General features: G+C 62.1%; 18 protein-coding genes, 1 other RNA gene and 3 pseudogenes. 12 read left to right on the forward strand and 10 right to left on the reverse strand.

The annotated features are described in order from the left end of the window. A pseudogene (locus AC0L39_RS04035) lies at positions 1-1,544 on the reverse strand (amidase). 175 nt (positions 1,545-1,719) lie between these two features. Here AC0L39_RS04035 and AC0L39_RS04040 point away from each other — a divergent pair. The 5 genes from AC0L39_RS04040 to AC0L39_RS04060 all read left to right on the forward strand — a co-directional run bounded on the left by AC0L39_RS04040 (position 1,720) and on the right by AC0L39_RS04060 (position 6,353). Next, complete coding sequence (locus tag AC0L39_RS04040) at positions 1,720-2,103, forward strand: acyltransferase family protein (RefSeq protein WP_473260929.1); 384 nt, start codon at positions 1,720-1,722, stop codon at positions 2,101-2,103. A 26-nt stretch (positions 2,104-2,129) separates the two neighbouring features. Further along, on the forward strand, positions 2,130-3,023 hold the full coding sequence (locus AC0L39_RS04045) for an acyltransferase family protein (RefSeq protein ID WP_473260931.1): 894 nt from the start codon (positions 2,130-2,132) through the stop codon (positions 3,021-3,023). Positions 3,024-3,130: 107 nt separating this feature from the next. Then, the gene (locus AC0L39_RS04050; RefSeq protein WP_473260932.1) at positions 3,131-3,835 is read left to right on the forward strand and encodes an ATP-dependent Clp protease proteolytic subunit; all 705 of its coding nucleotides are present in this window, start codon (positions 3,131-3,133) and stop codon (positions 3,833-3,835) included. A gap of 207 nt (positions 3,836-4,042) precedes the next feature. After that, positions 4,043-5,317, forward strand: a complete 1,275-nt coding sequence (gene clpX, locus AC0L39_RS04055; RefSeq protein ID WP_473260934.1) for an ATP-dependent Clp protease ATP-binding subunit ClpX — start codon at positions 4,043-4,045, stop codon at positions 5,315-5,317. A 346-nt stretch (positions 5,318-5,663) separates the two neighbouring features. Then, entirely contained in the window at positions 5,664-6,353 is a 690-nt protein-coding gene (locus AC0L39_RS04060; RefSeq protein ID WP_473260936.1) for an aspartate/glutamate racemase family protein, read from the forward strand. Between the two features lie 151 nt (positions 6,354-6,504). On the opposite strand, the gene AC0L39_RS04065 is transcribed toward AC0L39_RS04060, so the two are convergent. From AC0L39_RS04065 to mtgA, 5 genes are all read right to left on the reverse strand, one after another. Beyond that, positions 6,505-7,068, reverse strand: a complete 564-nt coding sequence (locus AC0L39_RS04065) for a fasciclin domain-containing protein (protein WP_473260938.1) — start codon at positions 7,066-7,068, stop codon at positions 6,505-6,507. 155 nt (positions 7,069-7,223) lie between these two features. Continuing rightward, positions 7,224-8,021 (reverse strand): anti-sigma factor, encoded by a 798-nt coding sequence (locus AC0L39_RS04070; protein ID WP_473260940.1) that lies wholly within the window; start codon positions 8,019-8,021, stop codon positions 7,224-7,226. Beyond that, entirely contained in the window at positions 8,018-8,599 is a 582-nt protein-coding gene (locus tag AC0L39_RS04075) for a sigma-70 family RNA polymerase sigma factor (protein ID WP_473260942.1), read from the reverse strand. Before AC0L39_RS04075 ends, AC0L39_RS04070 begins: the two co-directional genes overlap by 4 nt. Continuing rightward, entirely contained in the window at positions 8,599-9,579 is a 981-nt protein-coding gene (locus AC0L39_RS04080) for a cation diffusion facilitator family transporter (RefSeq protein ID WP_473260943.1), read from the reverse strand. The genes AC0L39_RS04075 and AC0L39_RS04080 overlap by 1 nt, the downstream gene beginning before the upstream one ends. Positions 9,580-9,584: 5 nt before the next feature. Beyond that, positions 9,585-10,256, reverse strand: a complete 672-nt coding sequence (gene mtgA, locus AC0L39_RS04085) for a monofunctional biosynthetic peptidoglycan transglycosylase (protein ID WP_473260945.1) — start codon at positions 10,254-10,256, stop codon at positions 9,585-9,587. Positions 10,257-10,367: 111 nt separating this feature from the next. On the opposite strand from mtgA, the gene AC0L39_RS04090 reads away from it, so the two are divergent. Both AC0L39_RS04090 and AC0L39_RS04095 read left to right on the forward strand, forming a co-directional pair. Then, on the forward strand, positions 10,368-11,699 hold the full coding sequence (locus AC0L39_RS04090; protein WP_473260947.1) for an amidohydrolase: 1,332 nt from the start codon (positions 10,368-10,370) through the stop codon (positions 11,697-11,699). Between the two features lie 121 nt (positions 11,700-11,820). Next, positions 11,821-12,267, forward strand: coding sequence for a hypothetical protein (locus AC0L39_RS04095; RefSeq protein WP_473260948.1), 447 nt, complete (start codon positions 11,821-11,823; stop codon positions 12,265-12,267). A gap of 10 nt (positions 12,268-12,277) precedes the next feature. Here the strand turns inward: AC0L39_RS04095 and rpoH are convergent, their stop codons facing one another. Both rpoH and AC0L39_RS04105 read right to left on the reverse strand, forming a co-directional pair. Then, positions 12,278-13,120 (reverse strand): RNA polymerase sigma factor RpoH, encoded by an 843-nt coding sequence (gene rpoH, locus AC0L39_RS04100; RefSeq protein ID WP_473262265.1) that lies wholly within the window; start codon positions 13,118-13,120, stop codon positions 12,278-12,280. Positions 13,121-13,293: 173 nt separating this feature from the next. After that, a pseudogene (locus tag AC0L39_RS04105) lies at positions 13,294-14,248 on the reverse strand (RluA family pseudouridine synthase). A 16-nt stretch (positions 14,249-14,264) separates the two neighbouring features. Between AC0L39_RS04105 and AC0L39_RS04110 the strand changes: the two are divergent. The 4 genes and pseudogenes from AC0L39_RS04110 (at position 14,265) to rnpB (ending at position 16,629) form a co-directional block, all read left to right on the forward strand. After that, positions 14,265-14,660, forward strand: coding sequence for a M67 family metallopeptidase (locus tag AC0L39_RS04110; RefSeq protein ID WP_473260950.1), 396 nt, complete (start codon positions 14,265-14,267; stop codon positions 14,658-14,660). Positions 14,661-14,799: 139 nt separating this feature from the next. Continuing rightward, positions 14,800-15,454, forward strand: a pseudogene (locus tag AC0L39_RS04115) (histidine phosphotransferase family protein). A 4-nt stretch (positions 15,455-15,458) separates the two neighbouring features. Further along, positions 15,459-16,169, forward strand: a complete 711-nt coding sequence (locus tag AC0L39_RS04120; RefSeq protein WP_473260952.1) for an N-acetylmuramoyl-L-alanine amidase — start codon at positions 15,459-15,461, stop codon at positions 16,167-16,169. A gap of 40 nt (positions 16,170-16,209) precedes the next feature. Continuing rightward, positions 16,210-16,629: RNase P RNA component class A (rnpB, locus tag AC0L39_RS04125), an RNA gene on the forward strand. Positions 16,630-16,715: 86 nt separating this feature from the next. On the opposite strand, the gene AC0L39_RS04130 is transcribed toward rnpB, so the two are convergent. Then, positions 16,716-17,213, reverse strand: a complete 498-nt coding sequence (locus AC0L39_RS04130) for a hypothetical protein (RefSeq protein WP_473260954.1) — start codon at positions 17,211-17,213, stop codon at positions 16,716-16,718. Here AC0L39_RS04130 and AC0L39_RS04135 point away from each other — a divergent pair. After that, positions 17,203-17,496: a hypothetical protein gene (locus AC0L39_RS04135; protein WP_473260956.1), complete on the forward strand. Its 294-nt coding sequence runs from the start codon at positions 17,203-17,205 to the stop codon at positions 17,494-17,496. The two genes, AC0L39_RS04130 and AC0L39_RS04135, sit on opposite strands and share 11 nt — an antisense overlap. Before the next feature lie 5 nt (positions 17,497-17,501). Here the strand turns inward: AC0L39_RS04135 and AC0L39_RS04140 are convergent, their stop codons facing one another. Then, positions 17,502-18,986, reverse strand: a complete 1,485-nt coding sequence (locus AC0L39_RS04140; RefSeq protein ID WP_473260958.1) for an FMN-binding glutamate synthase family protein — start codon at positions 18,984-18,986, stop codon at positions 17,502-17,504. Positions 18,987-19,009: the final 23 nt, after the last annotated feature.

Consider the following 19,009-nt stretch of genomic DNA (forward strand, 5'->3'; position numbering starts at 1 on the left):
TTAATCGCTCGCCGGTTTCCACGGTTCGAATGAAGGCGCGGGCAGTGTGGCTGTCCGCGCCTTTTCATATGCAGCGCCCGCTTTCAGCACTGCGTGGTCTTCCCACTTCTTGCCGAAAAAGCTGAGGCCGACCGGCAGCCCCTCGACTGCGCCCATCGGCACGGTGAGGTGCGGGTAGCCTGCAATGGCGGCAGGCGAGCCGAACCCGATCGATCCGTCGAAATTGTCGCCGGTCACCAGATCGCTGACCCATGCAGGACCGCGCGTCGGGGCAATGAGGAATTGCACGTCGTTCTCTGCGAACAGCGCGTCGAGCGTCTCTGGTCCGGCAATGCGCAGCGCGTTGGCCTTCGCAGTCTCATAGGCCTCGCGGTCGGTCGTGCGCTCCGCTGTCTCGAAAATGCCCTGATCGAACCACCGCATTTCGGCGGCCGCATTCGCTTCGTTGAAAGCGATGAGGTCAGCGAGGCTACGCGGCGTCTCCTGCCCCTCCATCTCGGGGATCGAGGCGAGGTATTTGCCCATCTCCTCGCGCAGTTCGAACAGCAGCACGGTAAAGCTGTCCTCCCAGATCGCGTCGTTCATTTCGAACTCGATATCGACCAGCACAGCGCCTTCGCGCTCGAGGTCGGTAAGCGCGGTTCCGAAGACCGCCTCGACATCGGTGCGGTCCCCAATCTGGTTGCGCATCACGCCGATCCGCACCCCTTTGAGCGAGGCTCCTGCAAGCCCTGCTGTATAATCCGCGATGCGCGGCACGCCGATTGTGGCGCTATCGGCAGGGTCTTCGCCCGCTATAGCGGAGAGCAGCAGCGCCGCATCATGGACGCTCCTCGTCATTGGCCCGGCAGTGTCCTGCGTGCTCGAAATCGGAACGACATGCGTGCGGCTGACAAGGCCCACGCTCGGCTTGAACCCGATCACGCCATTGATCGAGGCCGGGCAGGTGATCGAGCCGTTGGTTTCTGTCCCGATTGCGCCCCAGGCAAAGCCCGCCGCGACCGCCGCGCCGCTTCCGGAGGATGAACCGCACGAATTGCGGTCGGTAGCATAGGGGTTGCGCGTGAGCCCCCGATCGCGCTCCATCCGCTGGTGGAATCGTTCGAGCGAATGTTGGCCCATTCGGAAAGATTGGTCTTGCCCAGCACCACGCCGCCCGCGCTGCGCAGCTTGGCGATCAGCGGTGCATCGCGCCCGGTGCGGTTGTTCTGGAGAGCAAGGCTGCCCGCGGTGGTCGCGAAATCCTTGGTCTCGATATTGTCTTTCACAAGCACGCTGCGCCCGCGCAGGATACCGGTCATGACAAGCTTTTGCGCCTCGAGCGGGGCGGCAGGGTTGTAATCTATCACCGCGTTGAGCTGCGGCCCCGCATCGTCGAGCGCCTGGATGCGCAGGATGTACTCGTCGACCGCATAGGCCTCGGCAAAGGAATTTGCATCGGGCGCTGCGCGCGGCTCACCATCCTCCGTATCTTGGGCGGCGGCAGCGCCAGCCGTAAAAAGCGAGATTGCGAGGGCGGTCGACGTCAGAAGCTTGGCTGTCATGTGCGAGTGATTGCGCGATTCTTGTGGCTTCGCAAGGGGCTTCGTCAGGCGCGGGGCGGCATTGTGGGTAAGGTTTTGCAAAGGCTGCGTCTCAATACTGGACGCACACTTTCCTGCCATTGAGCTTGGACGAGGCGCGCGCGAAACGGATGCCTCGAACCACCGTCAGGAAACCATGCACACCGCCAGCACAGCCTCAAAGCCCGCTCCTCGCAAGCACTATCACGATATCGATGGTGCGCGGTCGGTGCTGATGTTCCTGTCTGTCGCGCTGCATGCAGGCACCGTTTACGCACCTGCTCGCCCGTGGATCACCAGCAACGCCGCGCGCGCGGATTTCTTCGACTGGCTGATCTTTGGCTTCCACCTGTTCGTGACCCCGACATTCTTTTTTGTTGGCGGGTTCTTCGCGGTGCTGCTGCTGACGCGGCGCAGCGCGGGCGACTTCATCTGGAACCGCTTCCTGCGCACCGCCGTGCCGCTGATCGCGATCGCGTTGACGTTCAACATGATCGAGCATTTCCTGCGTTGGGGGGACGCAGGGGGCGGGGCTCGCTGATCGACTGGATCGCGAGTCCCGCTTTCGTGCAAGTCTGGGCGGACGGGACGTGGCAATTGCACCTGTGGTTCCTGGTGAGCCTGCTGCCGATGTTCCTGCTGGCAGCGCTGGTGCAAACGGCTTTGCCGAAGAATTCGCGCCTGCGCGCGCTCGCAGCCGAGTTTTCGGACAGCTTGGGCGGCTGGATTTCGGGCAGCCTCGCTTTCGCATTTGCGCTGATCGTTTTCGCCCTTGCCAACACTGCGAATTATTCGGCGGCGGCGCTCGTGCCGGGCGGGTACGAGCTGATCTTCCCCGGCTTCCAGAGCTGGTACAAGCTCACGTCCGAATTTCCGTTCTTTGTCATCGGCGTGATGGCGGCGCTGTCGCCGCGTCTGCTCGCCGCCCTGTTCGAATGGCGCTGGTGGATGCCGTTTGCAGCGGCGGCGGCCCTGATCCTCCAGCCATATCCAAGCCCTGAGCAAGGTTTTGCGACCGGCCTTGCGATGCTGTTCCTCAACCAGCTGGCAATCTGGACGTTGGTGCTGTTCATCCTGCAATTCTTCCACCGCTATTTCAGCGCAGGTGGGCCGCGCACCCAGTGGCTCGCCGATTGCGCGCTCTCGATGTATCTCTTCCACCACGCCTTCGTGTATATTTACGGGCAGCTTCTTGTCGACGTGGACTGGCCGATGGCGGCCGAATTCACCGTCCTCACCATCGCGTCTGCCGGCACGGTCATCGCGATCCATGAATTGCTGGTGCGACGCGTCGCGATCATCCGCCTTCTGTTCAACGGTAAGACCGATATCGCGGCGGTGCGCCGCCAGCCGGGCCTGATCGAAGCTTTTCGCATTCGCGGAGGCGAGGACAAGGCGCAGCAGACGAAGCCGGTACAGGCCGGGGCGACAGGCTCTGCCGGACGACTTTCCCCCAGTTGATTGCCAGCTGATCGCCGAATGATTGGGGGCAATTGGTTAAAGCCCTTGAATCCCGTACACCCTGCCCCGACATTGCTTTTCCGACACTCAAGAGGAAACCACCCCACATGATCGATCTGTTCGGCGAGACCGGCGAAACTCACGGCTCACAGGGCCAGTTCACCACAGACCCCCTGACCGGCGCGCTCGTGCCGGTCGTGGTCGAGCAAACCAGCCGCGGTGAGCGCAGCTTCGACATCTTCAGCCGCCTGCTGCGCGAACGCATCGTCTTCATCACCGGCCAGGTCGAAGACGGGATGGCATCTCTGATCACTGCGCAGCTGTTGTTCCTCGAAAGCGAAAACCCTTCCAAGCCGATCAGCATGTACATCAACTCGCCCGGCGGCGTGGTGACTGCCGGCATGGCGATTCACGACACGATGCAATATATCAAGCCGCGCGTGTCGACCGTGTGCATGGGGCAGGCCGCATCGATGGGCAGCTTCCTGCTGGCCGCTGGCGAGCCGGGTATGCGCGTCGCGCTACCCAATGCCCGCATCATGGTGCACCAGCCTTCGGGCGGCGCCCGCGGCATGGCCTCCGATATCGAGATCCAGGCGCGCGAGATCCTGCGGATCAAATCGCGCATGAACGATCTGTATGTGAAATATACCGGCCGTCCGCTCGAAGAGATCGAAAAGGCGATGGACCGCGACACTTTCCTCGAAGCCGAAGAGGCCAAGGAATTCGGCCTGGTCGACAAGGTGTTCGAGACACGCCCCGAAAACGAAGAAAGCGATGACAAGGAAGGTTCAGGCGGCGCGCCCGAATAACGGCGTCATGACGTCTGCAAAACCCGCCCCAGAGCGGGACAGCAGCCTTTCGAAAGCGAGCTTTCATGCGCAGAGGGCGGTTTTTCGCCCTCTGCGCGGACCGAAAATACGTCTCCATGAGTTGATTCATATGGAGTCGGCTATACAGTTGGCGAATCCCTTCCGGGCGCGTTGCCCCCTGCGTGCAAGGGATTCGAGGATAACAGGATGACGAAATTGAGCGGATCTGACAGCAAAAGTACCCTCTATTGCAGCTTCTGCGGGAAGTCGCAGCACGAGGTGCGCAAGCTCATTGCCGGACCCACCGTTTTCATCTGCGATGAATGCGTCGAGCTGTGCAACGACATCATCCGCGAAGAAACCAAAGCCGGGATCGCGGGCAAGAAAGAGGGCGAGGTTCCTTCACCGCGCGAGATTTTCGAGACGCTCAACGATTACGTGATCGGCCAGAACAGCGCGAAGCGCAACCTGGCGGTCGCGGTGCACAACCACTACAAGCGCCTGAAACATTCGGGCAAGGCTGGCGGCGATGTCGAGCTGGCAAAGTCGAACATCCTGCTGGTCGGCCCGACCGGCACGGGCAAGACACTGCTCGCCCAGACGCTGGCGCGCACCTTCGATGTGCCCTTCACGATGGCCGATGCGACCACTCTGACCGAAGCGGGTTACGTGGGCGAGGACGTGGAAAACATCATCCTGAAGCTGCTTCAAAGCTCCGACTACAACGTCGAAAAAGCGCAGCACGGTATCGTCTATATCGACGAGATCGACAAGATTACCCGCAAGGCCGAAAACCCCTCGATCACGCGCGACGTGTCGGGTGAAGGCGCGCAGCAGGCCCTGCTCAAGCTGATGGAAGGCACCACCGCCTCCGTCCCGCCGCAGGGCGGACGCAAGCATCCGCAGCAGGAATTCCTGCAGGTCGACACGACCAACATCCTGTTCATCTGCGGCGGCGCGTTCGCGGGTCTGGACAAGATCATCGCCGACCGTTTGCAGAAGCGCTCGATCGGGTTCGGCGCGCATGTCGCCGATCCGGACAAGCGCAAGGTCGGCGAGCTGCTTGAAAAGAGCGAGCCGGAAGACCTGCTCAAGTTTGGCCTCATCCCTGAATTCGTCGACCGCCTGCCGGTAATCGCGACCCTGCACGACCTCGATGTCGATGCACTCGTCACGATCCTGCAAGAGCCGAAGAACGCGCTGGTGAAGCAGTACCGCAAGCTGTTCGAGCTGGAAGATGTCGAGCTGACCTTTACCGACGAGGCGCTGAAAGCCATCGCCGAACGCGCGATCCTGCGCAAAACCGGTGCGCGCGGCCTGCGGTCCATCGTCGAGGGCATCCTGCTCGACACGATGTTCGATCTGCCCGACATGGACGATGTGTCCGAAATCGTAATCGACGACGAAGTCGTGGCGGGCAAGAAAGACCCGATCCGCGTTGTCGCCAACGACGATGAGGGCAAGAAGGAAGAAGCAGCCTGATCCAGCGATCTTCGAACAGGCACATTCTGTTCGTCTGTAGCCGGAACAAGCTGCGCAGTCCCACCGCAGAGCATATCTTTGCTGACGCACCCGGCATCACGGCGATATCGGCGGGCATCGCTCGCGATGCGGAAGAGCCGCTTACCGACGAACTGATCGCCTGGGCCGATGCGATCTTCGTGATGGAGCGCGTGCACCGGCGGAAAATTCGCGAGAAGCACAGAAGCGCTCTGAATGGTAAGCGGCTGATTGTTCTCGATATCCCCGATGACTACGACTTCATGGATCCGGCGCTCGTCAGCCTGCTAAAGACACGAATGCGGCGATGGCTCCCGGGGGACAGCCTGTGAAAACAATCGGCATCCTTGGCGGGATGAGCTGGGAAAGCTCGGCGCAATATTACGCCATCATCAACCGCGAAGTGCGCAGGCGCAAAGGCGGCATCGCCTCGGCGCCGATCCTCATGCACAGCTTCGATTTCGAACCCATTGCGGCGCTCCAGCGGGAGGGCGAGTGGAACCGGATGGGCGACATGCTGGGAGAGGCGGCAGCCGGGCTTGAGCGCGCAGGTGCCGACATCATTCTTATCGCGACCAACACGATGCACAAGGTCGCACCGCAGGTTGAAGCGGCGATTTCCTGTCCACTCCTCCACATTGCCGACCCGCTTGCCAAAGCTGTCAAGCAGGCGGGCCATTCGCTGGTCGGGCTGCTCGCCACGCGCTTCACCATGGAAGAGCCGTTTTATGCGGATCGCCTCGCCGAGCACGGTGTGGGCGTCGCCTTGCCCGACCAAAAACAGCGCGAAGAGCTTCACCGCATCAACTTCGAGGAATTATGCGCGGGCGAGGTGCGCGAAAGCTCGCGGCAGGCCTGTATCGAAATGATCGATGGCCTGAAAGAAAGCGGCGCTCGGGGCGCCGCTTTGGCCTGCACCGAGATCATGCTGCTGATCGACCAGAGCCACAGCGCGCTGCCGCTATTCGACACGACGCAGCTTCACGCAGGGGCGGCCGCGGACTTCGCGCTTGCTTAATTCACCGCGCTGACGCTCCGCTGCTTGAGTGCGAAGACCAAAACCCCGCCCGGCCTGGAGGAAAGTGGCCGGACGGGGTCAGGTAATGCGCCGCCCCGGATGGGAGGGGTTGGGATGATGGAGCGACGCGAAGCGGGGAATGCGAGATCGATCAGGCCGGGAGGAACACTCCATCGGTCACGTGGATCACGCCATTGGAAGTCTGCACATCGGCCTGTGTCACGGCGGTCGCGCGGCCCTTGGCATCGGTGATCACGATGGTGTCACCGGCAAGGCGCGCCGTAAGCTTTCCGCCCGAAACGGTGTCGATCGTGGCGGTGCCGCCATGCTTGTTGATCAACTCGATCAGGTCCGCGCTGGTCACATTGCCGGCGACTGCGTGGTAGGTCAGCACGGATGTCAGCGCGCCCTTGTTCTCAGGCTTCACGAGCGTGGCGACCGTGCCGTCCGGCAGCTTCGCAAATGCGGTGTCGGTTGGAGCAAAAACGGTGAAAGGACCGGGACTTGCGAGCGTGTCCACCAGGCCGGCGGCCTGGACCGCGGTCACCAGCGTCGTATGGACGCCCGTGCTCTGAGCGGTCTCGACGATGTTCGGAGTGCTCTTCTTGGCATGGTCATGTGCGGCGACCGGCACGGTTGAAATTGCGGCCACACCAGTGGCGGCGGCTATGGCAGCAAAGGCTGCGGATTTGAGCGTCTTGGGGGTTACAGGCATTGGTATCTCCTTTGTCTGCAAGCCCCTCCCGGATCTTGCATGTGGAGCTACGCAGGCCCGTCTCGGGCGGATGCGAAAAAAAACAAATATCTGAAAAATCTGGATGAATTGAGTGGATGGCGCGCCCGCTCGAAGCGTCCGGTCAAATCGGAAGCTCAGACCTGCGAGAACGCGCCTTCGGCCACGACCGGACCTGCGTCGACGCCCTCGGGCTTGCCGCCGAGAGGCTCGCGCGTCAGCAGCAACTGCACCCCGTCGCCCAGGTTGCGGGCGATGTCGGCGGGCAGCTCCATGGACCGCATTTCGCCCGGAACGACCACGCCGAGCGATTGCAGGTCGCTGCCGTCTTCGGGCACTAGCCATAGCTCGTGATCGTGCACACCGTCGGCGGTGAGGCCGATGGCTCCGACCAGCATCTTTTCGCTTTCTGGGATGTAGGTCACGTCGAGTCGGAGGCCGGTGTCGCCGATCGGCACTTGCGCGACCAGCGGGTCGGCGGCGGCTATCTGCTCGGGCGGTTGTTCGACCGGCACGATCACCGGCGTCTGATTGCCGGTGAAAGCAATGAACGCGGCGAGCGCTGCGGCAGCGGCCGAGGTCAATCCCGCGGTCCATTGCCAGCGTCGCACGCGGTGCTGAAGCATTACGACATTGGCCGCCGCGCCGCCTCCGCCTGAAAGCTCTGCCTGTGCCTGGGCGGCCCGCTGCGCGTCCACTCGGGCTTCGATCTGCGCCCACAATTCGGCGCTCGGCACCATCGGTGCCACCTCGTCGAGCAGCGGCGACAGGCGCTCTTCCCACTGCGCGACTTCGGCTGCGAATGCGCTATCGCTCGCCAGCCGTCCGCGCGCCATCAGCAATTCTTCGCCTTCCAGCAGGCCAAGCGCATATTCGGCGGCGATCATTGCGTCGTCGCGCCCGCCGTCTTCAGTCAATTCAGCGTCCGAAGTCATTCGCCCGCCTCCAGGCAGGTGCGTAGCTTCATGATGCCGCGGCGGATCCAGCTTTTCATTGTTCCAAGCGGCACATCCGCCGTCTCGGCGAGCTGCGCGTAAGTCTTTCCATCAAAAAATGCAGCGCGGATATTGGAGCGCGCCGGGTCTTCCAGAGTCTCGAGGCAGGTGTGGACCCGTGCCGCGCGCTCGCCATCGATCATGATCTGATCGGCGAGCGGAGCCGCGTCGGGAAGCGGAGCCGCCTCGTCGACAGGCACGGCGCCGCCGCGCACCTTGCCGGTGCGCAGCCGGTCGATCGCGCGATTGCGCGCAAACGTCGCCAGCCACGAGATCGGGCTCGCGCGGTCGGGGTCATAGCGGTCGGCCCGCTGCCATAGATTTACGTAGACGTCCTGCAAGGCGTCTTCTGCCTCCTTTGTATCGCCCAAGATACGCAGGCAAATGCCGAACAGTTTCACCCGGGTTGCGCTATAAATTTGTTCGAGCGCGGCGCTGTCCCCTTCGCCGAGGCGAACCATTGCTGCGCGCAGGGCCTCGCGCGCTTCGGCAGAGGCGGGGGTGGGTGTGCCTGCCATCAGCAGCCGGTCTCGCATTCGTCACCGCGCCCGCGCTCCACCTGGATTGTCGTGTGGTCGATCCCGAACCGGTGCTCGAGCGAATGGGCGATCTCATGCAGGAAATCATCGGAGCACGGTGCCCCCGGCATGATCAGGTGCGCGGTCAGCGCGGTTTCCGTCGTCGACATTGGCCAGATATGCAGGTCATGCACCGCTTCAACCCCTTCAAGATCAGCCAGATGGCCGCGCACGTCGCCCACGTCAATCCTTGCAGGAACTGCAAGCAAGCCAAGCTTCAGGCTGTCCTTGGCAAGACCCCAGGTGCCCCATGCAATCATCACGACGATTGCGAGGCTGACCAGCGGATCGATCCACCACAGCCCGCTGAACAGGATGGCAGCGCCTGCGACAACAACGCCGACCGAAACCAGCGCATCGGCGGCCATGTGGAGGTAAGCGCCGCGAATATTGAGATCTTCCTGCCCGCGCATGAACAGCATCGCGGTGCCCGCATTGATCGCAACGCCGATCCCGGCGACGATCATCATCACCATTCCCTGCGGCTCCTGCGGCTCCATCAGGCGCTCGATTGTCTCGAACAGGATCGCACCGATGGCGATGGCCAGCAGCAGCGCATTGGCCAGTGCTGCAAGGATGGTCGAGCTCTTGAAGCCGTAGGTAAAGCGCTCCGATGGCGGCTTTTTCGCCGCTATGCTCGCGCCCCATGCAAGCAGCAGCGCAAGCACGTCGGACAGGTTATGGCCCGCATCCGCAACCAGCGCCATGGAATTATAGAGAAATCCGAAAGATGCCTCGACCACGACGAACAGCGTGTTGAGAACAATCCCGATCGCAAATGCCTTGCCGAAATCCTTCGGCGCGTGGCTGTGACCATCATGACCGTGACCGTCATGACTGTGACCATCATGGCTGCGGCCTGCGTGGTTAGGCCCGGCATCTTCATGCCCGCCGTGACTATGATTGTGACCCGCACCCATTGAAATCACTCATAAACGCACGAATCGAGCGCGTCACCCTTTACCACTCTCATGCGCGCCTCGATGGTGTTGCCATAGCGCGCCAGCCATCCCCCGGGATTCTTGACCGAGCGGGTTTTCGGACTGGGCAGGGCGACGGCCATGCGGCTTGCCTCGTCGGCGGATAGCCGCGCGGCGGACTTGCCGAAATAGCGCTGCGCCCCGGCCTCCGCCCCGTACGTCCCGACGCCCGTTTCAGCGACATTGAGGTAGACTTCCATGATGCGCTGCTTGCCCCACACAGCCTCGATCAGGAAGGTGAAATACGCCTCAACACCCTTTCGGAAATATCCTCCGCCCTGCCACAGGAACACGTTCTTGGCGGTTTGCTGACTGATGGTGGATGCGCCCCTGATCCGGTCGCCCCTCGCATTTTCCCTGATCGCCTGCTCGATCGCCTCGGTGTCGAAGCCGGAATGCTCGCAGAATTTGCTGTCCTCCGATGCGATGACGGCTGCGACGAGGTTGGGGTCGATATTGCCGAGGCTCTCCCAATCCTTGGTGATGCCATTTTCGTCCATGAGCATCGTTGCGGTGACGGGGACGGGAATCCATTTGAAGGCTATCACCAGCAGCAGGCTGAGCGCAAACAGGGCGAGAATGATCTTGGCGAGGATGCGCGCAATTTTGATGGCCATGTGGCAGCATCTATCCGCCCCGACCGCGCGGTGCAATCGCATCCGGCTTGTGAAGCGCGCCGCCGCGCGCTTTGAAGCGGCATGACCGGATGCCACGGGGAGAATTGGACCATGCGCTCGTTACATTTTGCCGCCGCCTTTGCACTTGCCGCCGCCGCGCTATCTGCGCCTGCCCATGCCGACGGGCACGATATCGCCCAGGCGGTCGAGACGGATTACGACGCCTATCTTGAACCGCTCTTCATCCATTTCCACCAGAACCCGGAACTGTCCTTCCTCGAGAACAGGACTGCGGCCCGCATGGCGCAGGAGCTTCGCAGTGTCGGGATGGACGTGACCGAGAATGTCGGCGGCACGGGTGTGGTCGGCATGATGCGTAATGGCGAGGGGCCGCTGGTCATGCTGCGCGCCGACATGGACGGGTTGCCGGTGGAGGAGAAATCCGGGCTCGAATACGCCTCTACCGCCACGCAGATCGGGCAGGACGGCGAGAAATATCCGGTGATGCACGCTTGCGGCCACGACGTGCACATCACCTCGATGATCGGTACCGCGCGGCGTCTGGCGGCGATGAAGGACCAATGGAGCGGCACGGTAATGTTCGTCGTGCAGCCCGCTGAAGAACGCGTTGGCGGGGCCAAGGCCATGCTGGCGGATGGGCTGTATGAGCGCTTTGGCAAGCCCGACTATGCGCTCGCGTTTCACATTGGCTCGCAATATCCCGCCGGCAAGGTCACGGCGTCGGAGAGCATCCAGTATTCGAGCGCCGACAGCGTCGATATCATGGTGCCGGGGATCGGCGCCCACGGGGCGAGCCCGCATGCGGGCCGCGATCCGGTCTACATCGCCTCACAGATCGTCACTGCGCTGCAATCGATCGTCAGCCGCGAGGTCGTGCCGCTGAAGCCCGCCGTCATCACCGTCGGCGCGTTCCATGCGGGCACGAAGCACAACATCATCTCCGACCGCGCCGATCTGCAATTGACGGTGCGCGCCAATGACGAGGAAACGCGGGCGCAGCTGCTTGCCGCGATAGAGCGGATCGCGGTCGGCATCGGCACAGCGCACGGCCTCCCCGATGACCTTCCGGTGAAGGTGACGGTGAGCGAAGGCACTCCGGTCACGAACAACGATCCCCAGCTCGCCCGCAGGCTCAATGCGGTCATGAAGCGTGAGCTGGGAGAGGACGCCGTCATTCCCTTCGAACAGCGCGGCATGGGCGCGGAAGACTTTGCCTATTTCGTCTCGGAGGAGCTGGGCGTTCCCGGCTATTACCTCAGGGTCGGAGGAACCCCGCAAGAAGCGTTCGATGCCGCAGCCAATGGCGGCCCGGCCGTGCCCTCCCACCACAGCCCGCTGTTCAAGATCGCGCCGAGACAAAGCGTAACAATGGGCACGCGCGCCATGCTTGCAGCGGTGATGGATTTGGCGCCTGCGGATTAATAATTCTCTTGATCGAGATCCTTCGCAAATAAAAGTTAGCTGCGTTCGTTGCTGGTTACAGTATTTGGCTAAAAATATGGCTGCATGATAAAATTTCCGGACGATATCCGGGAGACTAATCATGAGCGACCCAATTACGATCAACCCAACCTACAGGATTTGGGTGGCAGCACTCATCCTTGCACTGTTTTTTGCTGTTGCTGCGTATTTGATGAACCGGATCTACGGTTCTGGTACTGATGCAACCCAGTGGACGCAGGCGCTCGTAATATTCAACGCTGTCAGCACTTTGGCGACGACCGCGGCTGGCGTGCTACTAGGTGTTGAAGTGCAGCAGTCGAACGTCCAGGCGGCAAACCACATTGCGGCTGATGCGCAATCGCGAGCCGAGCAGAGCGCCTATCAGACCCGGCTTCAGCGCGAAGCCATGACCCGTGCGCTCGCAACGATCGAATCGGTTGAGGCCACGGCGCGGGACACACACAGTCTCGAAGCAGGCGAGGTGAATGCAGTCGGCCGCGCCGCGCACATCCTGCGAGAGGAATTGATACGCGGCGCGACCGATTGATGGTTGTTGATTACGCCATGCCCGGCAGCAGACGGTCGCCTGCGATGCGCTGCATTGCTTTTTGCAGCTTTTCAAACGCGCGCACTTCGATCTGGCGGATGCGTTCGCGTGAGACGTCGTAGACCTTGGAAAGCTCTTCCAGCGTCTGCGGTTTTTCCGTCAGGCGGCGTTCGGCCAAGATGTGCTTTTCGCGGTCGTTCAGGCTGTCCATTGCCTCGACCAGCATTTCGTGGCGCACTTCGGCTTCTTCGGCGTCGGCAACGGTTTCGTCCTGCAAGGGACGATCGTCGGTAAGCCAGTCCTGCCATTCGCCCGAGCCGTCCTCGCCATTGCGCATCGGCGTGTTGAGCGAGCCGTCGCCGCCCATCATCATCCGGCGGTTCATGTTGACGACTTCCTGCTCCGGCGCGCCGAGATCGGTGGCGATCTTCGTCACGTCATCGGGCGACAGGTCGGTGTCTTCGTAGGCTTCGAGCTGCTTCTTCATCCGGCGCAGGTTGAAGAACAGCTTCTTCTGCGCGGCGGTGGTGCCCATTTTCACGAGGCTCCACGAACGCAGGATATATTCCTGGATGCTCGCCTTGATCCACCACATCGCGTAGGTCGCGAGGCGGAAACCGCGATCTGGCTCGAACTTCTTGACGCCCTGCATCAGGCCGACATTCCCTTCGGAAATGAGGTCGGACACGGGCAGACCATAGCCGCGATATCCCATCGCGATCTTGGCGACGAGCCTCAGGTGGCTCGAGACCAGCTGCGCGGCGGCATCGGGGTCTTCGTGTTCGGCATAGCGCTTGGCGAGCATGTATTCATTCTCAGCCGTAAGCACCGGGTATTTCTTGATTTCCGACAGGTAGCGGTTGAGGCCTTGCTCACCGCTGAGCGCCGGGACTGTCGTTCTTGCTTTACTCACTTCTTCCCTAACCTTCCTATTGTCGACCTCGTGCGCCGGACCCCTGATGGGCATCCGGCATTTCGGGCCACAAAGTTACATATAGACGATTCGCACGGAAAAGTGTGCGCTTTTCATCGATTAGAACGTGCAAGTTCGTCGATTAGTTCCTGCATATCCAGTTGTGTGGCCGCGTGAAAAGATACGGTTTCGCGCGATATTGGATGCAGAAATCCCAATTCGGCGGCATGCAGCGCCTGACGCTCGAATTTCAGCTGCAAAAGCAGCGGTTTGAGCGATTTCGGGGTTTTTCCGTAGATTGGATCTCCTAATAGCGCATGGCCGATTGATGCACAGTGAACACGGACCTGGTGCGTGCGGTACGGTTTCCAGCCTGCATTCGATCAGAGAGCTGTCATCCATCCGCTCCAGAACTGTATAATGCGTAACCGCGCGCTTGCCGCGTGAGGAATTCTTTTCGAGCACAGCCATTTTCTTGCGATTGGCGTCCGACCGGCCAATTCTCTCGTCGATTGTCCCGGTCTCAGGTCTGGGGTGGCCGCCGCACACCGCCAGATATCGCCGGTGGATCGAATGATCGGCAAATTGCGCGGCAAGCCCTTCGTGTGCCGCGTCGGATTTGGCGACCACGAGCAGCCCGGAGGTGTCCTTGTCGATGCGGTGGACGATGCCGGGCCGGGCGACCCCGCCAATCCCGGACAATTGTCCGCGGCAATGGTGCAGCAGCGCATTCACCAGAGTGCCATCGGGATTGCCCGCTGCCGGGTGCACGACCATGCCCGCAGGCTTGTTGACGACGATCAGGTGCTCATCCTCGAATGCTATATCGAGCGGGATGTCCTGCGGCTGTGCCTCGGCTTCTGCGGCGGGCGGCACGGTGATGCGATACTGAGCACCCTCGCCGATTTTTGCGCTTGGCGATGCGGCGGGTTTGCCATCGATCTTGACCTGCCCCTCCGCAATCAGCGCCTGCACCCGGGCGCGCGACAATTCGGTCGCGTCCGCGAGAGCCTTGTCGAGGCGCGAGGGAGCGGGAATTGTGCCGGTGATGATTTTGGGCGCGGACATGCTAGGGCCATGCGCGATGCACATCGAGGTGACAAGAGAGGTGATCGAGGCAATGCGGGCCGCTGCCAGCGCCGCGCATCCGCGCGAGGCGCGCGGAATTTTGACGGGCGAGGGCAATCGCATCGCCGGCCTTGTCGAAGCCGCGAACGTCCATCCCGATCCCGAGACACGCTTCGAGATCGATCCGCAGGCGCTGATCGATGCGCACCGGGCCGGGCGTTGCGGGGGTGCCGAGGTGATCGGCTATTTCCACTCGCACCCCTCGGGAGATGCGGCACCTTCGCTAACCGACCGCGCGATGGCCGCGCATGATGGCAAAGTGTGGGCCATTGCCGCCAGCGGCGTTCTCAAATTTTGGCGGGACGATGCGGCGTGTTTCGAAGAGCTTTCCTACGCGGTTGTGAGCCGTTAGATCGCCGGGTGATGATCCCGCTTCTGCCTCGCTTCCACCGCTTTTTGTGCGGATTTGGCGAAGGCTGGTGGAAGGAGGAGTTTTTTCCGCTTAGACAGTGTCTCATGTGTCTCATTCAAAGCCGGACAATCCCAACATCATGACCTCGCAAACCGACCTTGCCGCGCTGCTGTGCTCGCGCCTGTGCCACGATATGCTCTCACCCGTCGGCGCGCTGTCGAACGGGCTCGAACTGCTCGCCGATGAGCAAGACCCGGAAATGCGCAAGCGCTGCGTCGAATTGCTCGAACAAAGCGCCAGGATCAGCACCGACAAGCTCAAGTTCTTCCGTCTTGCTTTCGGCGCGGCTCGGCGGCTTTGGCGACAACGTACCGGTGGAAGAGGCGCAGGACGTGATTGCGGCGCTGGCTGCCGGGAACAAGCGGGTGGAGCTGCATTGGGCGGTGAGCGAGCCAACCTTGCCGAAACCGGCGGTGAAGGTGCTGCTCAACCTCTCGCAAATTGCGCTGGAGGCACTCGTGCGCGGGGGTTCGCTCGATATCGGCGCGGAAAAGCGCGACGGCAATGTCGAGATCGTCGCCCGCGCCACCGGCAAGAAAATCGCATTCGACGAGGTGATCGGCCACGCGCTGCAAGGCGAGATTTCGCCGGTCGAGGTGACGAGCCGCACCGCTGCTGCCCACATGATCGCAACTTTGGCGGAAGAACTGGGCGGCGGACTGCAATATGCGCTCTCGAACGATGCGCTGGTACTGGGCGCGGTGATTCCAGAGCCTGAGGGGATGATCGGATAGGCCTATGGAAAAAAGCGAACTTGTCCATGCGGTGATGCACTCGCCGAATTTCGACGAGCGCAACCAGCCCATAACCATGCTCGTGCTGCACTACACCGAAATGCAGCCGGTCGAGCGGGCGCTCGGCAAGCTGACCAATCCCGAAGCCAAGGTATCGGCGCATTACCTCATCAGCGAGGCAGGTGTGGTTACGCAGCTCGTTCCGGAAGAAAAGCGCGCCTGGCATGCAGGGCTCTCGTTCTGGCGCGGCAACAAGGACGTGAATTCGGCGAGTATCGGGATCGAGCTCGATCATCCCGGCCACAGCGGCGGTTACCGCGAGTTTTCGGAAAAGCAGTTCGATGCGCTGGTCCCGCTGATCGCGCGGATCGTGAAGGATCACGATATTCCGCGCGCCAATGTCGTGGGTCACTCCGACGTCGCGCCCATGCGCAAGGTCGATCCGGGCGAGCTGTTTCCGTGGGACCGGCTCGCGGAATACGGCCTGTGCCTGCCTCGGCCCACACAGCTGGAAAAGGGCGATCCGTTTCCGAACATGGGTTCCTTCATCCTCGGGCTCGAGCGTTTTGGCTATGACATCACAGAGGGCCGCAAGGCGATCGAGGCGTTCGAACGGCGCTGGCGGCCGGAGAAGATCTCTGGCGAATTCGATGCCCAGCTGGGCGCGATCCTCTGGCAATTGCTGCTCGACCGCGACCGCGGGGCGGCACGCTAAGCTTCCCTACAGCTTCGCGCTGGTATAGAGCGCAGCGCGTCAGGGGGCCGAGGCAGCCGCGGGATCTTCGGATCGCGAGGAAAGTCCGGGCTCCACGAAACAGAGGTGGCGGGTAACGCCCGCCGGTCCTGAACGTGGTTCAGGATCAGGGAAAGTGCCACAGAGAGTATACCGCCGATGGCGCCTAAAGCGCACAGGCAAGGGTGAAAGGGTGCGGTAAAAGCGCACCGGGGCACTGGTAACAGCGTCCGCATGGCAAACCCCACCTGGAGCAAGGCCAAATAGGGGTCTCGCGCCCGCCTTCGGGCAGAGCAGGAGTGTTTCGCTCCGAGAGATCCGGGTTGGCTGCTTGAGCCGCTCAGCAATGGGCGGCCTAGATGAATGGCTGCCGCCGCGTGGCAGGTCCCTTGCGGGATACCGCGTGCGGAGACAGAACCCGGCTTATGAGGCCCCCTGATGCATTGTTTGCGCCCTAGCGCTTCGCTCCTTGAGGTCGAAAGCTGCGGAACGCCCCGATCGGATGGCCGTTAGCACGTGATGATAATCTCAGCTTCCCATCCGCGCAGCGCTGCGCAGCGTATCGCCATCATCCTTGCCGTCGTCGTCCAGATCGGCGCGACGTTCCTGCCCGCGCTCGGGTTTGGAGAGCAGATCGGGGAGCGCTCCGACAGCGTCCGCACGCTCATCACGCCGTCGGGCTGGGCGTTCTCGATTTGGGGTCCGCTGTTCCTCGGATCGGCGATCTTCGCGGTGTGGCAGGCGCTTCCGGCGCAGCGTGACAACGCCTTGCTCGACCGGATTGGTTGGCCCGCCGCTGCCGCGCTGGCGGCGCAGGGCGTGTGGGCGGTCTACACCCAGTTCGCCAACCTCACGGTAATTTCGGCGATCATCATCTTCACCTCGCTGATAGGCCTGCTGATCGTCCTGCGAGCATTGGTCCAGCACACCGCATTTACGACCGGCGAGCGGTGGCTGGTCGCGCTGGTGTTCAGCGCGCTCGCGGCGTGGCTGACGTACCGCCAGCATCGTCAACGTGTCCGCCACGCTCGTCTATTCGGGGGTTGGCGAGGAGCGCGCCTATCCGCTGGTCACAGCGATCATGGTCGCGATTGGAGGAGTGATCGCAGCGCTTGCGACCGTGCGCAGCCGCGGCAATCCTTGGTACGCCATCGTCTTCTGCTGGGCGCTCACAGCGATATATTTTCGCGGCGGGCAGGAAGCGGACGTGATCGCCTGGGCCTGCATCGGCGCTGGTGTCGTGGTGGTGCTCTCTGCGATCGCTGGACTTTCGCGGGCCGAAAACCGCCGCCACTGGATCGGCGTCTGACGCGACTATCCGGGCTGGACGCCAACCGCCGGATACAGCTCGTCAAGCGGGCGCGAGCGGCCATCGGAGCAGACCAGCCGCACGTGATAGCGCTTCATCCGGCGCGGATTGGTCACGCCGACGCTATGCGCTATCACGCCGACTTCCTTGCGCATCTGCTCGACAAAGTTGGCAACCCGCACAGCTTTGCTGGCCGGGTCGAGCCCGCGCTGGAGGCTTGGGTCGTGCGTGGTGATGCCGGTCGGGCAGGTGTTCTTGTTGCACTTCATCGCCTGGATGCAGCCAAGCGCAAACATGAAACCGCGCGCTGAAATCGTGAAGTCCGCGCCCGCACACAGCGCCCATGCGACATCGGTAGGGTTCACAAGCTTGCCGCTGGCGACAATGCGGATGCGGTCCTTCAGACCGGCCCGATCCCTGATGTCGACCAGCATCGGCAGCGCCTCGTGCAGGGTCAGCCCGACATTGTCGATCAGCGGGAGCGGCGCCGCTCCGGTTCCGCCGTCGCCGCCATCTACGGTGATGAAGTCCGGCGCGCTTTCGATGCCTCGCCGGTTTACCTCTTCAAAGAGTTCTTCAAGCCAGCCATAGGCGCCGATCACGGTTTTAAACCCGACCGGCTTGCCTGTGACCTCGCGGATATGCGCGATCATGCCGAGCAGTTCGTCGATATTGCCTATGTCGGGATGGCGGTTGGGAGAAATTGATGCCTCGCCCGCCGGGATGCCGCGAATTTCCGCGATTTCCTTGTTCACCTTTGCAGCGGGAAGGATGCCGCCCTTGCCGGGCTTGGCGCCTTGCGACAGCTTGAGCTCAAACATGCGCACCTGCTCATGCGCGGCGACTTCGCGCAGCTTGGCGTTGGATAGGTTGCCGTCTTCGTCGCGCACGCCGTATTTGGCGGTTCCGATCTGGAACACGATGTCGCAGCCCCCTTCAAGATGGTACGGCGACAGGCCGCCTTCACCCGTATTCATCCAGCACCCGGCCTTGGCCGCGCCGTTGGAGAGCGCCCGGACCGCTGGGGTCGACAGCGCGCCGTAGCTCATGCCCGATATGTTGAAGAGCGAAGGCGCGAGGTAGGGGAGCCGCGCTGCGCCTTCTCCGATCAGCATGGCCGGCGCCTTCACCGCATCGCGTTCGAGGGTCGGCCACGGGCAATTCACGAAGATCGGCGTGCCGACCGGCTCAAGATTGCGGGTCGAGCCGAATGCGACATTGGTGGATTTCGCCTTGGATGCTTCGTCGACCCAATCGCGTTGCGCCCGGTTGAAGGGCATTTCCTCGCGGTCCATCGCAAAGAAATACTGGCGGAAAAATTCGCCCAGATCGGACAGGATATACCGCATCCGCCCGATCACCGGGTAATTGCGCCGCACCGTGTCGTTCGTCTGATACCGGTCGATAAAGAACAGCGCGATCAGCGCGAGGACGATCAGCCCGATGACAAAGATGAACAGGCTGGTCAGCCCATCGAGGATAGCGGTCACTGATTGTCCCTCCCAAAGCGCCT

The sequence above is a fragment of the Erythrobacter sp. K21-9 genome, assembly GCF_055808355.1.

Bases quoted from the DNA above. Each gene is read 5' to 3' on its own strand.
- AC0L39_RS04050 (WP_473260932.1), top strand. From the start codon at position 3,131: ATGATCGATCTGTTCGGCGAGACCGGCGAAACTCACGGCTCACAGGGC.
- AC0L39_RS04120 (WP_473260952.1), top strand. From the start codon at position 15,459: ATGGAAAAAAGCGAACTTGTCCATGCGGTGATGCACTCGCCGAATTTC.
- AC0L39_RS04110 (WP_473260950.1), top strand. From the start codon at position 14,265: ATGCACATCGAGGTGACAAGAGAGGTGATCGAGGCAATGCGGGCCGCT.
- clpX (WP_473260934.1), top strand. From the start codon at position 4,043: ATGACGAAATTGAGCGGATCTGACAGCAAAAGTACCCTCTATTGCAGC.
- AC0L39_RS04075 (WP_473260942.1), bottom strand. From the start codon at position 8,599: ATGGCAGGCACACCCACCCCCGCCTCTGCCGAAGCGCGCGAGGCCCTG.
- AC0L39_RS04090 (WP_473260947.1), top strand. From the start codon at position 10,368: ATGCGCTCGTTACATTTTGCCGCCGCCTTTGCACTTGCCGCCGCCGCG.
- mtgA (WP_473260945.1), bottom strand. From the start codon at position 10,256: ATGGCCATCAAAATTGCGCGCATCCTCGCCAAGATCATTCTCGCCCTG.
- AC0L39_RS04040 (WP_473260929.1), top strand. From the start codon at position 1,720: ATGCACACCGCCAGCACAGCCTCAAAGCCCGCTCCTCGCAAGCACTAT.
- AC0L39_RS04095 (WP_473260948.1), top strand. From the start codon at position 11,821: ATGAGCGACCCAATTACGATCAACCCAACCTACAGGATTTGGGTGGCA.
- AC0L39_RS04065 (WP_473260938.1), bottom strand. From the start codon at position 7,068: ATGCCTGTAACCCCCAAGACGCTCAAATCCGCAGCCTTTGCTGCCATA.
- AC0L39_RS04070 (WP_473260940.1), bottom strand. From the start codon at position 8,021: ATGACTTCGGACGCTGAATTGACTGAAGACGGCGGGCGCGACGACGCA.
- AC0L39_RS04080 (WP_473260943.1), bottom strand. From the start codon at position 9,579: ATGGGTGCGGGTCACAATCATAGTCACGGCGGGCATGAAGATGCCGGG.